Source organism: Planctobacterium sp. AWH2_060, from assembly GCF_056158425.1.
Genome location: NZ_JBSWTG010000001.1, coordinates 3,617,098 through 3,632,848, shown reverse-complemented (window position 1 = coordinate 3,632,848; position 15,751 = coordinate 3,617,098). Strand labels below are relative to the sequence as shown.

The following is a 15,751-nucleotide window of genomic DNA, read 5'->3' as shown; positions in this document are numbered from 1 at the left end:
TTATGAAAAAGTTGTGGTTATATCTGCACTTTCCCCGTCTGCAGATGGACTGTCAGTTTTTATCGGAGCAGCATAAGCCCGTAATTATTCTGGAGGCTAAAGACAATAGCACCCGACAACTGAATGATCTCGCCAGCAAAGCTGGCATTAAACCGGGTATGGGCTTAGGTACCGCCTGTGCCCTATGTCATGATTTGCATGTAGAGCCTTACAACTTTGATTTTGAAAGCAATAAAATAAAACAGTTATGCGATAGTTTGTACCAACTTACTTCGGATATATGTTTATTTCCACCCGATGGCATTTTATTGCGTATTCACAATATGCTGCGCTTTTATGATGGCCTGGACAACTACTGGCAAGCCATTTCAGGCACGCTTGATAAAAATAACATCCGCTATCATTACGCCACAGGCACTACCCCATTTGCCGCCAAAATATTAGCGCAAAGCCAATGGGATCAGGTTTGTGAAGATCGCCAACAAATGCACCGACAGGTACTGGCTCAACCCCTGGATGCCAGTGAGTTACCCACCAAGGTGGTAGACAACCTGAAACGGGTAGGCATCCGGCTGATAGGGGATTTAGCCGCCATGCCACTAAACGAGATTGCCAGGCGCTTTGATATTCAGTTAGTTACTTATATGGGCCGCCTGCTTGGAGAATTGCATCACAGCATCAGCTTTTATCACCCTGAAAAGCGCTTTAACCGTCGCCTGGAATTGCTATATGAAATAGATAACACCCAGGTACTGCTGCCGCCAATTCAGTTACTACTCCAGGCATTAGAAAATTTTTTATTGATTCGGGATCAGGTCACCGAGGAGCTTTTGCTGAATCTACACCAACGAGAACAAGCCAGTTTAACCGTCACAGTAAACAGTGCTGAAGGAGAGTACCGGGCTAAAGTGTGGCAAACCCTGATGCAGCTGAAGCTGGAAAGTGTGCAATTGCAATCACCGGTATACGCCTTATCACTGGAAACGGGTAACACCCACTTAAAAACCCCGAGAGCAGATGATCTGTTCTCCGGAAAAAAAACCGCACTCTCTCAGACACAGCTGATCGCCATGTTGCAGGCTAAACTGGGACAAGAGTTAGTACAACAAATCTCCCTGAATAATGATTTTCGACCGGAGCAAGTTAACCGTTACCAAAACGCAGGAAACAGCTTAACCCCATTGCCGAAATTACAGGCAAACCGGCCTTTTTTCCTGCTATCTGAGCCCCAGAAACTAAATGAAAAAGTCCGCTTAATACAGGGACCAGAACGCATTGTGTCTGGTTGGTGGGATGATCATGCCATTACCAGGGACTACTTTATCGCTCATTCCACCCAGGGAAGGTGGTACTGGGTGTTTCGCACCGCTGAGCGACAGTGGTTTTTGCATGGCGTATTCGCTTAAGTATTGAGTTATTGCCCATGTCTTACGCTGAACTATTTTGCCAAAGCAATTTTTCTTTTCTGACCGGTGCGTCCCACCCGGAAGAACTGATACAGCGAGCTAATTTTTTAAATTATCAGGCACTGGCCATTGCCGATGAATGCTCCGTGGCAGGTATTGTGCGGGCCTATAGTGAACAACAAAAACACCAGCTTGCCATTAAACTTATCATTGGCAGTTATTTCTGCTTTCAACAAAGCCTGAAACTAGTACTACTCTGCCCTCATAAAGAAGCTTACAGCGAACTTTGCCGCATCATTACCAATGCCCGCAGACGCTCAGAAAAAGGTGAATATCAACTGGAAGAGTGGGATCTGAAAAGTTGTCAGCACTGCCTGGTGATTTGGTTACCGCAAGGCGATAAGGAACAGGATAACCATTGGGCGAAGTGGTTAATCAGGCACTACCCGCAACGCCTGTGGCTGGGGGTACAGCGTCACCTGACCGCCAATGAGCAAAGCTATATACAGCATTGTAAACAGCTGGCTGAACAATATCAGCTCCCGATCACTGCCTGTGGCGGCGTTCTGATGCACGAAGCAGAGCGTTTGCCATTGCAACAGGTAGTCACCGCCATCAAAGAGGGCACGCCGGTTGCTCAATTGGGTCGGGATTTACTCAGTAACGCCGAGCGCGCTTTACGCCCGTTAGATAAAATCAAATCCTTGTATCCAGAGCAATGGCTAAGAGCAAGTACTCACATAGCCCAAAGATGCAACTTTAGCCCTGCTGAGCTGAAATACCAATATCCCGAAGAACTAATACCCAAAGGCTATAGCCCACGCCAGTATCTGAGAGAATGCGTACTTCGGGGAATGGCTGTCCGATTTGCACAAAGGCCTGATAACTACTTCGGCATTAAGCGCACCATTGCTAAAGAACTCCGTCTTATTGCAGAAATGCAATATGAATACTTCTTTTTGACCATCTACGACATAGTACAGTTTGCCAAACAACAACAGATCCTCTACCAGGGGCGTGGTTCAGCAGCCAACTCCGTAGTTTGTTATTGTCTGGAAATTACCTCAGTGGACCCGCGACAAATCTCAGTATTGTTCGAGCGCTTTATCTCTAAGGAACGCAACGAACCACCAGACATTGATGTGGATTTTGAGCACGAGCGACGCGAAGAAGTAATTCAGTATATCTATCAAAAGTACGGTCGAGAGCGTACAGCTCTGGCTGCCACAGTCACCACCTACCGTTTTAAAAGTGCGCTACGGGAAGTCGGAAAAGCCCTGGGTATTGCAGAAGTGCAACTGGATTATTTTATAAAAAACATCAACCGTCGTGACCGCGGCCTGGACTGGCAGGCGCAAATTGTGGAGCTGGGTCTGGCCAGTAACGCCAGCCAGAGTGAAAAAATGGTGCACCTGGTAGAAGAACTCAAAGGTTTCCCTCGGCATTTATCACAACACGTGGGGGGCTTTGTGATCTCAGCAGGGCCACTTTATCAGTTAGTACCGGTAGAAAATGCTGCAATGCCGGAACGTACCGTTATTCAGTGGGATAAAGACGACCTGGAAAGCCTGGCACTACTGAAAGTAGATGTCTTGGCGTTGGGCATGTTGACCGCTATCCGCAAGATGTTTCAGTTAGTCTGGCAGCATTACGGCCGTAAGCTCAGTATTGCGGATATCACCCGTAAACAGGACGATGCCAATATTTACCGGATGATCCAAAGAGCCGATACCGTCGGTGTTTTTCAGATTGAATCCCGCGCCCAAATGAGCATGTTGCCTCGCCTGAGGCCGAAAAATTATTATGATCTGGTGATCCAGATAGCCATCGTCAGACCCGGACCTATTCAGGGAGATATGGTGCATCCCTTCTTGCGTCGCCGGGATGGTAAAGAGCCTGAAACCTACCCTTCAGAAGAAGTAAAAGCCGTGCTCAGTCGTACCCGTGGCGTACCTATCTTTCAGGAACAGGTGATTAAGTTGGCCATGGTAGCCGCTGGTTTTACCGGAGGTGAAGCGGATCAGTTGCGCCGGGCCATGGCTTCCTGGAAGAAAAATGGCGAGCTGATGAAGTTTAAAAGCAAACTCATCAGCGGCATGATGCACCGGGGTTACAACTATGACTATGCTGAACGTATATTCAAACAAATCTGTGGTTTTGGTGAGTATGGTTTCCCGGAATCTCACTCAGCTTCATTTGCCATACTGGCCTATGTTTCCTCCTGGCTGAAATACTATTACCCCGAAGCCTTTTACACTGGGCTGATGAACAGCTGGCCTATGGGTTTTTACACACCTTCGCAATTGGTACAGGATGCCAGACAACACCAGATCAGAGTATTACCCGTATGTGTTAACCGTTCTCACTGGGATCATTTGATGGAAAAACAACAGGGTAAGTTTGCCATACGTCTGGGTTTGCGTCAGGTGAAGGGGTTTTCCGAAGATGCGGCTCACAAGCTCATAAAAAACCGTCCGCAGTCCGGTTATCAATACGTAACGCAACTAAAGCAATTGGCGATTAAAAGTAATGAATTGCAGGCACTGGCCAGTGCCGATGCCATGCACATGATAGAAAAAAACCGCTTTCAAACCCGTTGGGCGTTACTCAATACAGAGTCGGAATTGCCCCTGTTTAATGAACTGCACGAACCTGCCACAGGTTATCAGCACCAACCTGACGATATAGAAAACCTGCTGGAAGATTACCAGGCCACCCGCCTGACCCTGAAGCAACATCCAATTGCCTTATTGCAAGCCAATGGCAAATTGGACAAATTTGTCTGCGCCACCGGACTTGCCCAGATACGGCATCAATCAATTATTAGTGTTGTGGGTATGGTAACAGGTCGTCAGGCGCCCGGAACAGCCTCTGGCGTTACTTTCATCACTCTTGAAGACCACACAGGCAATATTAACGTTATCGTCTGGAGAGCCACAGCCAGAACCCAAAAACAAGCCTATCTGAAAGCTCAGATCCTCAAAGTCACCGGTATCCTGGAGCGTGGCGACGGCGGTGTCACCCATATCATTGCCGGAAAACTGGAAGACCAAAGTCATCTGTTATCCCAGCTAACAACCCGTTCCAGAGATTTTCATTAACCGCAATATCAAGTAAATTACCAGCAACAATCACATCAAGGATGACTCATGACACCTGAACCTCACTATACCCGTTACAGCCTCGCAGAGCTGCTGGAAGTAAAAGAAAACATCGACAGAGACAGGTTTCCAAATCGCGCAGAAAAAGTAGATGCTGAAATCCAAAAACGCCTGGATGCCGGAGAAAAACCAGAGCAATTCGAAACACTAGACGACGAAGAGGATAGCTCAGAAGCCTTCATCCTGGATTTTCAGGGAGAAGAGAAAAAGCCGTTCAGATTATTTTTTCTCAGCACTGTTATCCTGCTTCATATCTTGGCGGGCGGCTTTGTTTACTACAAGCTAAATATTCCGACGCTAGAAAGCTTACCTCAGTATCTTATCAATGTTGAAAAAACCCAGTGTCAGAAAATGGGTAGCAGAGAATACCCTTATTATGATTTCGTGGTGCACTCGTGGGGACATCAATTTTATGCCGTAGATATCAGAAGACAGCTATGTATGAGACTACAACGCAACATACCCAAAGATGCAGACCTTAAGATCTGGCATGACAATGGGGTCATTTTCCAAATGATGCTCAATGATGAGATGCTGCTGTCACAGCAATATCTGAGATCCAATTACCGAAGTAACCGCATGGAGCAACTCAGGGTCTGGTGGATGTTCCCAATATTCTTTTGGCTGCTGATGTTTAAATCCATCGTCAATGCCATTAAACCCGGTACTTTTCTCAAAGAATAAAAAAGGCACTCTATTTGAGTGCCTTTGCTTTAATTGACAAATGGGCTGCGAATATCAGCCACCGATTTTAACTGAACCGGCCTTATTAATGGCTGTCCGCCATCGCGGGCAATAGGCACCCAAGGGATCCGCCCTCGCCCTGTTGAAGGTCTTAAGGAAAATAGATCAAAAGGAATGGAAATATAAAAACCTTTGGTGAAACTCCCTTCCCCATAATCTTCTGCTGATATATCAGTTAGTGCTGCATACGCACCAACGACAATACCGCTATCAAAACGACGTGCGAACTCGATATTTACACCTTTGTCTTTGGCGAGGAATTGCCCTACGTTAAAGCTTAACTGAACGTCTTTCCAAAATGCCGGCTTCCAGTAAATACTGGCATGCCCCGTCAACGCTTCGTAGTCTCTGAAATCGTAATCATTTTCAAAAGAGCGCTGTTTTACGTAATTCAGATCCAGCCCAAAGCCGAAATTACTATCTACCTCTTGATAAAAGATTTCACCACCTACACCACCATACATGGTTTCTAGGTACCCGGCATATACTTGAGCGTAGGTATTTGGCGCAACTTGATCCACCCAACTGGCGTATAGGGTATCAACTGATACGCGGCTCTTTCTGACGTATTCACGAATATAAGTTCTGACTCTGGGAACTGGAGAATCATAATTATCAACGCCGAAATTAAACTTATCCATATTTTCCAACAGCGTCGCTTTTACGCCGGCAGAGATCCTGAAGTTTGAGTTAAAGGCGTAGCCCCCGGTGCCATAAAGTCCCCCTTGGTATATGTAAAATGCTTCAGGTGAACCAAATGTTTGAATCCAAAAGGTATTAATGTCAGCGTAAAAGCCACTAACTTCATTCTCCGGTTTCTTTGCAAACACTACTTCGCCTGGCTGTTGGCGTTTCCAGGTTTTACTAATATCGCGCTCTAAGGTGTCATAATTGGCGGTCTCAATAAACTCAGGTGCATCTATCACAGTCTCCACCAAAGGAATCCCCATAGCGGTTTCGACAATGTGATAGCTTTTCACACTGTCTGGCAGCATCGCAGCGGCCGCACGCCCCATTCTTTCAATCGCTTCATCCTCATCTCTGTAACGTGTCCGAGAGCCATAAACGATGAACTGATCTTCATTGAGAATCGTATTAGAGACTATCATTCCTGATTGGGATACCTTAGCCAGTAACTCGTATTGTTCAACGTCGGAGACACTTACATTTGCGTCTCGCTCTTTAATTGACTGCGGCTCAGGTTGAACTTTAACTTGTGATGCAGTGTGGAAGTTAAAGGCGTAATTAACACTAAAACCGAGTGTATTTCCCCTTTCCCAAGATAAACCTAAATCGAAACCTTTATAGCGATAATTCACCCCGAAGTTCCAACGGCTGTCTTGCTCCAAAGGTGATGCCCTTTCGTTCTTGTAATCGTTGCCTTCATACTCCACTTTTATTCTCAGCGGATCCCATGGCGTTTGATACTCTATCCCTCCAATGACGGAAGTATTACCACTAAAAAAGTCGTCAAAATTGATTTGTCCTCCTTGATCGTCACCAAATCCTCCAAACCCTTTGCGTTCACAAAATCGGTCCGCAGCTTCACAGAAAGGATTGCGAATTGATCCAGCGTTCCCCAAGTAACCGAATCCCAGACCCAAATGAAAATCAAAATCTCCGAGTCTTTTACTGGCGGTTAAATATTCACTTTCAAAGAAGCCAGTACCACCAAAGTCCCGAAAGCCAACAGCTACTTGCGGTACATAAGTAGACTCTTTTAGTAACCGAAATTTAACGTCTATGCCTTTGTCTTTTGCCGTCTGATCACCGCTAAACTCTGGTACATTACTGTACAAAAGGTTTCTGAAATCCGTATATCGAACTGTGGTCTCCATCCAGGGGAACAGCTGTAGGCTCGCTGTCCAGAAGCGATATTCGCCATTATCTTTATACCCCAGTGTAAGTTCGCCTTCTTCCAACATACGCGCCGTTGGCGTTTGCAGCAGACCAACGCCCCCTAAGTCATTTTGCGATAGAGCTTGGGACTTGTGGTGATATCCCTTATCGGCATCATCTGCTTGAGCAGTGCCAGAAAACAAGATTAGTGTGGCTGCGACACCCCATAGTGAACATTTATAAGCTTTCACGGTAATCTACTCCCAGCTAATTTAACGACCATTTCATTTATCTGAGCGTTTTCTGAATCGAAAGGCAGCTCTCTTAATGGAATGTAAATACTACCGCCAGGAGGTACTTCTATTCGTTGTTGACTATGGATACCTGTAGAAACCTTGTGAAACTGACCATCGAGATCAATAACGTAAACAAAACTGGTATCTGCATAGTCCAGCGGGCTAATTTTAGCTAGATAGGCTTGCACTGGAGAAGCGCCAATATGGTTGGTTTTCACCTCGTTTTGCAGCGCGCCAAAAACTCTGATTTGATGACTTCTGGCAGGCAAAAACAAAGCAAAGTGTCCATCGTCTATACGCGGATTTAACTCTTCTCTTACACGAGCAAAATCATAATCAATTTGAATGGGTACACGGTGTGCAATAGACCAACTTTGCACTTGCGCTTCTAATGACAACAGCGCTTTATACTTAGCGGTTTTGTTGCCTGTTTTTGACTTTAGAGCGGCAAGTTTTTGCATTAACTGTTGTTTAAGCTTAGATTCGTCATTTGCTTGATAATTAAACAATGCAGCAGCAGGCCAATAGATATCTCTACTTTTAACGGTGCCTTTGAGTACGGTTTCTAATCTCGGATTGCCTTCGTAGATTAACTGGTTACCCAAATAATCAATGGTTACCTTAGCAAACGTTGTAAAGGGGAATAACACGATTAACAGGGACAGAAATAGTTTCACCCTTACTCTCCTTGTGGAACTAATGATACAGCCTGGCTTAAATAAGTAATCACAAACTCTGTTGAATGAGGCGCAGTTTTTTGTTTGGTTTTCAGTAACTTTTTACTGCTTTTGTCAAACCAATAAACATTTTCCCAATGTTGCTCTCCAAACAACCAGTTTTTACTTGCCTTGTACTGAACTTTTTCAGTCACCTTTACTGTATTAAATGGTTTATCGAAAATAAAAATATCTTCTTCGCTGGTTTTAAAGTTTGATTCACTCAAATAACCGTACTCACCTGCCTCCCAATCGGCAATTGAGCGCCAATTAGCACCGTTTGCTCCTTCAGGGTCTGCCAAGGGGTCCACGCCTATACCATTGAGGTCTAGCAAATCATTTTTAAATCCCTGCGTTCTGATCACCCGCCCAAACTCAACGACCAACATTGCTTTATCTTCAGAGATCCACTTGTCTTTGCCCTCTTCTGAAAATGCCTTTGCAATAATCGCAATAGGACGATCACCACTGCGAATCATCGCAAGATCTACCGGGGATTGCGCTACTTCTTCTAAGCTAATTTCAGCATCTTGGCTTAGCCTGTAAGCCAACTTTAACGTCGTAATATGAGAGCGAATTGGATTAGTACAACCAGTAATAAGTAGAACTAATAGGGAAAATAGAATAAATTTTTTCATGACTGTTGATGTCTTATTGTCATTAAAAAAGCCGCCATAAGGCGGCTTTTTTCTTTAAACTTTGCTTACTACTGAACAGTAGGCAAGTAAGTCACAGTTACAGGTACCAAAACAGTCGTTGTACCAGAAAGTGTTTCTGTAAGAACAGTGCCGTAACAAACCCCATCAATCAGTTCGTCGTCACCATTACAAGTAGGTGGATTTACGATGTCTTGACACACACCGTTCACTTCTTCTTGTCCATCGGGACAAACACAAACACCGCCGGAATTAATCTGATCCGCACGGCAATCGAAGCCATCGTCATCGTTATTTGCGATGATTGCTGCAGCAACACCTACTGCTACCGCACCGATAACAACTGTAGAAGTTGCAATTCCGCCAATAGTTGAGCCAGAGGCTGTACCAGCGCCTGCTTCCTCTTGTGCTGATACATTTGCTCCCAGCGACAAGAGAGCGACCATCATTAAAGAAATAAATTTTTTCATTGTTTGCTCTCAAGTAAAGATAATTAACTAATATTAATGCTACAAGATCAACTGTGTAGCTGCAACATCAATTTTTGATCCTTAACAAAAATTTCTTATATCGTTGAAGGATTTAACACTGAATGGGCTTTTTACTCTAAGTGTTAAGTATAACTCGCTTTTAGAATTTATTATTCAATTATTTCAAATTACTTGTAACTAATGTTTTGAATTTCAATGAAAGCCTGCTTTAACGTCGGGATCGCATCAATCCAGACATAAAAAATCTGTTTTGTATCTTCTATTTTAACTCGGACAACAGTGGTTGATTCTGGATTCTTTGTCGCAATAAATTACGACCTCCACTCACCTGGCACCCGAAGGGTTGTAGGATAGATTTTAATCGGACAGCGGTGGTTGAATCTGGTTCCTTTGTCGCAATAAATTACGACCTACAGTTACGTGGTGACCGACGGGTGTAGGTTCGATTTTAATCGGACAGCGATGGTTGAACCAGGTCCCTTTGTCGCAATAAATTACGACTTACAATTACGTGGTGCCCGATGGGTTGCAGGTTCGATTTTAAATCGGACAACGGTGGTCGAATCAGGTCCCTTTGTCGCAATAAATTACGACCTACAGTTACGAGGGTCCCGATGGTTTACAGGTTCGATTTTAATCGGACAGCAGTGGTTGAATCTGGTCCCTTTGTCGCAATAAATTACAACCTACAATCGCAGGGTGCCAGATGGGTTGTAGGATAGATTTTAATCGGACAGCGATGGTTGAATCGGCTCCTTTGTCGCAATAAATTACAACCTACAATCGCAGGGTGCCAGATGGGTTGTAGGATAGATTTTAATCGGACAGCGATGGTTGAATCGGCTCCTTTGTCGCAATAAATTACGACCTACAGTTACGTGGTGACCGACGGGTGTAGGTTCGATTTTAATCGGACAGCGGTGGTTGAATCTGGTCCCTTTGTCGCAATAAATTACGACCTACAATCATAGGGTACCCGATGGGTTGGGTTGCCCTTGAAGATTAGCGCAGCTATTCGCTATTTAGAAAGGAGGCTACCCGACACACTCGCCAGGATTGAAGATATTTGAAGCCGCAGAAACGAAAAAAGGCCACCCAATTGGGTAGCCTTCTTTCTAAATAGGAGCCTGGCGGTGTGCTACTCTCACATGGGGAGACCCCACACTACCATCGCCGCTAATACGTTTCACTGCTGAGTTCGGAATGGATTCAGGTGGTTCCGTATCGCTATGGCCGCCAGACAAAACTGGTAACAAAACTGGGAAAAATCTGATAAATCGTATGAATTCTTTTTGTATTTCTTAAGGTAAGCGCGTTCTACTCTTAACATAGTGCGTCTACATCGTTTGTCGGACTCAAGTCCAACCTACAACACCAAATAATACCGGGTGTTGTATGATTAAGCCTCACGGGCAATTAGTACAGGTTAGCTTAACGCCTTACAACGCTTCCACACCCTGCCTATCAACGTCTTAGTCTTAAACAACCCTTCTGGACAGTTAAACTGTCAGGGATGACTCATCTTGGGGCCGGCTTCCCGCTTAGATGCTTTCAGCGGTTATCCGTTCCGAACTTGGCTACCGGGCAATGCGATTGGCATCACAACCCGAACACCAGCGGTTCGTCCACTCCGGTCCTCTCGTACTAGGAGCAGCTCCCCTCAATCATCCAACGCCCACACCAGATAGGGACCGAACTGTCTCACGACGTTCTAAACCCAGCTCGCGTACCACTTTAAATGGCGAACAGCCATACCCTTGGGACCGACTTCAGCCCCAGGATGTGATGAGCCGACATCGAGGTGCCAAACACCGCCGTCGATATGAACTCTTGGGCGGTATCAGCCTGTTATCCCCGGAGTACCTTTTATCCGTTGAGCGATGGCCCTTCCATTCAGAACCACCGGATCACTATGACCTACTTTCGTATCTGCTCGACGTGTCTGTCTCGCAGTTAAGCCAGCTTATGCCATTGCACTAACCTCACGATGTCCGACCGTGATTAGCTAACCTTCGTGCTCCTCCGTTACTATTTGGGAGGAGACCGCCCCAGTCAAACTACCCACCAGACACTGTCCCACACCCGGATTACGGGTGATGGTTAGAACATCAAACATACAAGGGTGGTATTTCAAGGATGGCTCCACGCTATCTGGCGACAACGCTTCAAAGCCTCCCACCTATCCTACACATGTAGGGTCAATGTTCAGTGCCAAGCTGTAGTAAAGGTTCACGGGGTCTTTCCGTCTAGGTGCGGGTACACAGCATCTTCACTGCGATTTCAATTTCACTGAGTCTCGGGTGGAGACAGCATGGCCATGGTTACACCATTCGTGCAGGTCGGAACTTACCCGACAAGGAATTTCGCTACCTTAGGACCGTTATAGTTACGGCCGCCGTTTACCGGGGCTTCGATCAAGAGCTTCGCTTACGCTAACCCCATCAATTAACCTTCCGGCACCGGGCAGGTGTCACACCGTATACGTCCACTTTCGTGTTAGCACAGTGCTGTGTTTTTAATAAACAGTCCCAGCCATCTGGTCACTGCGGCCTCCAATCGCTTAAAGAGCAAGTCTTATCACAATCAGAGGCGTACCTTCTCCCGAAGTTACGGTACTATTTTGCCGAGTTCCTTCACCCGAGTTCTCTCAAGCGCCTTAGTATTCTCTACCTGACCACCTGTGTCGGTTTGGGGTACGGTTCTTATATACATACGTTTAGAGGTTTTTCCTGGAAGCCGGGCATCAACTGCTTCGCGACCGTAGTCACTCGTCTCGTGTCTCAGCCTTAAGAGTCCGGATTTACCTGAACTCTCAGCCTACACACTTTCACATGGACAACCAACGCCATGCCAGTTTAGCCTTCTCCGTCACCCCATCACTGTATATAAAAGTACGGGAATATTAACCCGTTTCCCATCGACTACGCATTTCTGCCTCGCCTTAGGGGCCGACTTACCCTGCCCTGATTAGCATGGGACAGGAAACCTTGGTCTTCCGGCGTGGGGGTTTTTCACCCCCATTATCGTTACTCATGTCAGCATTCGCACTTGTGATATGTCCAGCACACTTCTCAATGCACCTTCATCCACTTACACAACGCTCCCCTACCCAGCACTTACGTGCTGCCGCAGCTTCGGTATATTGCTTAGCCCCGTTACATCTTCCGCGCAGGCCGACTCGACTAGTGAGCTATTACGCTTTCTTTAAAGGGTGGCTGCTTCTAAGCCAACCTCCTAGCTGTCTTAGCCTTCCCACATCGTTTCCCACTTAGCAATATTTGGGGACCTTAGCTGGCGGTCTGGGTTGTTTCCCTCTCCACGACGGACGTTAGCACCCGCCGTGTGTCTCCCGGATAGTACTCATTGGTATTCGGAGTTTGCATGGGGTTGGTAAGTCGGGATGACCCCCTAGCCCAAACAGTGCTCTACCCCCAATGGTATTCGTCCGAGGCGCTACCTAAATAGCTTTCGGGGAGAACCAGCTATCTCCCGGTTTGATTGGCCTTTCACCCCCAGCCACAGGTCATCCCCTAACTTTTCAACGTTAGTGGGTTCGGTCCTCCAGTTGATGTTACTCAACCTTCAACCTGCCCATGGCTAGATCACCGGGTTTCGGGTCTATACCTTGCAACTAAGCGCCCAGTTAAGACTCGCTTTCGCTACGGCTCCCCTATGCGGTTAACCTCGCTACAAAATATAAGTCGCTGACCCATTATACAAAAGGTACGCAGTCACAGAACAAGTCTGCTCCCACTGCTTGTACGTATACGGTTTCAGGTTCTGTTTCACTCCCCTCGCCGGGGTTCTTTTCGCCTTTCCCTCACGGTACTGGTTCACTATCGGTCAGTCAGGAGTATTTAGCCTTGGAGGATGGTCCCCCCATCTTCAGACAAGATAACACGTGTCCCGTCCTACTTAATATGTGATTCATGCTGCTTCGTGTACGGGGCTATCACCCTGTATCGCTCAACTTCCCAGAAGATTCCACTACAACATAAATCATCGGCTGTTACCCGTTCGCTCGCCGCTACTAAGGCAATCTCAATTGATTTCTTTTCCTGAGGGTACTTAGATGTTTCAGTTCCCCTCGTTTGCTTCTGAAACCTATGAATTCAGTTACAGATGACCCTAAGGCCGGGTTTCCCCATTCGGACATCGTAGGTTATAACGGGTTTTATCACCTCACCTACGCTTTTCGCAGATTTACACGTCCTTCATCGCCTCTGACTGCCAAGGCATCCACCGTATACGCTTAGTCACTTAATCATACAACCCCTGTATCACTCAATGTTGCCATCAGTAATGCAAGAATTGCTGCTTGACTGTAACTCGCCTATGTCAGATAGAGTAAAACGCTATCGTTTACCCTAAATTTTTAAAAAATACATACTTGGTTGATATTGCATGCGTTATCGAAACAACACATCAATATCGATGATTTATCAGCTTTTCCAGTTTGTTAAAGAACAGTTTAAGGATGATTTAACTCCAGAGAGTTAAAAACCTTAATGATTAATCTACTTTTTAAGCAAGAAGAGTAGTCATTAAGGCCCTTCGTCGGAATGAATTCCGACCTACAATTGACAATAAAACAATCTGTGTGAACATCGAATTGAATTCAATTCGACACCTTTACGTAAGGAGGTGATCCAACCCCAGGTTCCCCTAGGGTTACCTTGTTACGACTTCACCCCAGTCATGAAACACAAAGTGGTAATCGCCCTCCCGAAGGTTAGACTAACTACTTCTTTTGCATCCCACTCCCATGGTGTGACGGGCGGTGTGTACAAGGCCCGGGAACGTATTCACCGCAGTATGCTGACCTGCGATTACTAGCGATTCCGACTTCATGGAGTCGAGTTGCAGACTCCAATCCGGACTACGACAGACTTTAAGGGCTCCGCTCCACATCACTGTCTCGCATCCCTCTGTATCTGCCATTGTAGCACGTGTGTAGCCCTACACGTAAGGGCCATGATGACTTGACGTCGTCCCCACCTTCCTCCGGTTTGTCACCGGCAGTCTCCTTAAAGTGCCCAACTAAATGCTGGCAACTAAGGACAAGGGTTGCGCTCGTTGCGGGACTTAACCCAACATCTCACGACACGAGCTGACGACAGCCATGCAGCACCTGTGTCAGAGTTCCCGAAGGCACCTATCCATCTCTGGAAAGTTCTCTGCATGTCAAGTGTAGGTAAGGTTCTTCGCGTTGCATCGAATTAAACCACATGCTCCACCGCTTGTGCGGGCCCCCGTCAATTCATTTGAGTTTTAACCTTGCGGCCGTACTCCCCAGGCGGTCTACTTAGCGCGTTAGCTTCGCTACACACAGAAATGAATCCGCATACAGCTAGTAGACAGCGTTTACGGCGTGGACTACCAGGGTATCTAATCCTGTTCGCTACCCACGCTTTCGCACATGAGCGTCAGTTTTTGGCCAGAGAGCCGCCTTCGCCACTGATGTTCCTCCAGATATCTACGCATTTCACCGCTACACCTGGAATTCCACTCTCCTCTCCAAAACTCTAGCTATACAGTTCCAAATGACTCTCCCAGGTTAAGCCCGGGGCTTTCACATCTGGCTTATATAGCCGCCTGCGTGCGCTTTACGCCCAGTAATTCCGATTAACGCTCGCACCCTCCGTATTACCGCGGCTGCTGGCACGGAGTTAGCCGGTGCTTCTTCTGTGAGTAACGTCACAGCTAAAGGGTATTAACCTTCAACCTTTCCTCCTCACTGAAAGTGCTTTACAACCCGAAGGCCTTCTTCACACACGCGGCATGGCTGCATCAGGGTTTCCCCCATTGTGCAATATTCCCCACTGCTGCCTCCCGTAGGAGTCTGGGCCGTGTCTCAGTCCCAGTGTGGCTGATCTTCCTCTCAGAACAGCTAGAGATCGTCGCCTTGGTGAGCCTTTACCTCACCAACAAGCTAATCTCGCTTAGGTTCATCCCAGGGCGAGAGCCGAAGCCCTCTTTGGTCCGTAGACGTTATGCGGTATTAGCCATCGTTTCCAATGGTTGTCCCCCACCCCGGGGCAGATCCCTAAGTATTACTCACCCGTCCGCCACTCGTCAGCGATAGCAAGCTATCCTGTTACCGTTCGACTTGCATGTGTTAGGCCTGCCGCCAGCGTTCAATCTGAGCCATGATCAAACTCTTCAATTAAAATCGAAAATATAAATTTTTTGGGTCGACATCAAAACCAATCGATGCCCACACAGATTGTCTTATTGCTGATTGTTAAAGAACGTTGCTAACTTGTTTTTGTTAGCTGCCTGAGTCTCTCCTCAAGCGGGATGCGCATTCTACACTTCCCGTTTGGCTTGTCAACATTTTATTTGAATTTATTTTTTCAAGTAACTTGTTGTAGCCCGCTTACTTAAAGGCCTGTAGAGTTTTCTACTCAATTCGGTTTTAGACTTTAAGAAGCCGCTTCGG

7 protein-coding genes and 3 rRNA genes are annotated in these 15,751 nt (G+C 46.5%); 3 read left to right on the top strand and 7 right to left on the bottom strand.

All coding sequences use genetic code 11. The annotated features are described in order from the left end of the window. Positions 1 to 2 precede the first annotated feature (2 nt). From ACXAD8_RS15485 to ACXAD8_RS15475, 3 genes are read left to right on the top strand one after another with little or no spacing between them, the layout of a single operon-like run. A complete protein-coding gene (locus ACXAD8_RS15485) occupies positions 3 to 1,406 on the top strand; it encodes a Y-family DNA polymerase (RefSeq protein ID WP_475230506.1) in 1,404 nt (467 codons plus the stop codon). A gap of 17 nt (positions 1,407 to 1,423) precedes the next feature. Further along, positions 1,424 to 4,507: an error-prone DNA polymerase gene (locus ACXAD8_RS15480; RefSeq protein ID WP_475232980.1), complete on the top strand. Its 3,084-nt coding sequence runs from the start codon at positions 1,424 to 1,426 to the stop codon at positions 4,505 to 4,507. 48 nt (positions 4,508 to 4,555) lie between these two features. After that, positions 4,556 to 5,251 carry a hypothetical protein gene (locus tag ACXAD8_RS15475; protein WP_475230503.1) on the top strand — a complete coding sequence of 232 codons (696 nt, stop codon included), beginning with the start codon at positions 4,556 to 4,558 and terminating at the stop codon, positions 5,249 to 5,251. A gap of 29 nt (positions 5,252 to 5,280) precedes the next feature. On the opposite strand, the gene ACXAD8_RS15470 is transcribed toward ACXAD8_RS15475, so the two are convergent. The 7 genes from ACXAD8_RS15470 to ACXAD8_RS15440 form a co-directional block, all read right to left on the bottom strand. After that, positions 5,281 to 7,401, bottom strand: a complete 2,121-nt coding sequence (locus tag ACXAD8_RS15470) for a YjbH domain-containing protein (protein ID WP_475230500.1) — start codon at positions 7,399 to 7,401, stop codon at positions 5,281 to 5,283. Continuing rightward, complete coding sequence (locus ACXAD8_RS15465; protein WP_475230497.1) at positions 7,398 to 8,123, bottom strand: capsule biosynthesis GfcC D2 domain-containing protein; 726 nt, start codon at positions 8,121 to 8,123, stop codon at positions 7,398 to 7,400. The genes ACXAD8_RS15470 and ACXAD8_RS15465 overlap by 4 nt, the downstream gene beginning before the upstream one ends. 2 nt (positions 8,124 to 8,125) lie before the next feature. Further along, on the bottom strand, positions 8,126 to 8,800 hold the full coding sequence (locus ACXAD8_RS15460) for a YjbF family lipoprotein (RefSeq protein WP_475230494.1): 675 nt from the start codon (positions 8,798 to 8,800) through the stop codon (positions 8,126 to 8,128). A 68-nt stretch (positions 8,801 to 8,868) separates the two neighbouring features. Further along, on the bottom strand, positions 8,869 to 9,288 hold the full coding sequence (locus tag ACXAD8_RS15455; protein ID WP_475230491.1) for a hypothetical protein: 420 nt from the start codon (positions 9,286 to 9,288) through the stop codon (positions 8,869 to 8,871). A 1,146-nt stretch (positions 9,289 to 10,434) separates the two neighbouring features. Continuing rightward, positions 10,435 to 10,550: ribosomal RNA gene (gene rrf / locus ACXAD8_RS15450) — 5S ribosomal RNA — on the bottom strand. Positions 10,551 to 10,704: 154 nt separating this feature from the next. Continuing rightward, positions 10,705 to 13,575: ribosomal RNA gene (locus ACXAD8_RS15445) — 23S ribosomal RNA — on the bottom strand. Positions 13,576 to 13,946: 371 nt separating this feature from the next. Continuing rightward, positions 13,947 to 15,478, bottom strand: a 16S ribosomal RNA gene (locus ACXAD8_RS15440). Together the 16S, 23S and 5S rRNA genes form the textbook arrangement of a ribosomal RNA operon. Positions 15,479 to 15,751: the final 273 nt, after the last annotated feature.

Excerpts from the sequence above, each read along its gene's own strand:
- ACXAD8_RS15460 (WP_475230494.1), bottom strand. The coding sequence starts at position 8,800 with ATGAAAAAATTTATTCTATTTTCCCTATTAGTTCTACTTATTACTGGT.
- ACXAD8_RS15480 (WP_475232980.1), top strand. The coding sequence starts at position 1,424 with ATGTCTTACGCTGAACTATTTTGCCAAAGCAATTTTTCTTTTCTGACC.
- ACXAD8_RS15485 (WP_475230506.1), top strand. The coding sequence starts at position 3 with ATGAAAAAGTTGTGGTTATATCTGCACTTTCCCCGTCTGCAGATGGAC.
- ACXAD8_RS15455 (WP_475230491.1), bottom strand. The coding sequence starts at position 9,288 with ATGAAAAAATTTATTTCTTTAATGATGGTCGCTCTCTTGTCGCTGGGA.
- ACXAD8_RS15475 (WP_475230503.1), top strand. The coding sequence starts at position 4,556 with ATGACACCTGAACCTCACTATACCCGTTACAGCCTCGCAGAGCTGCTG.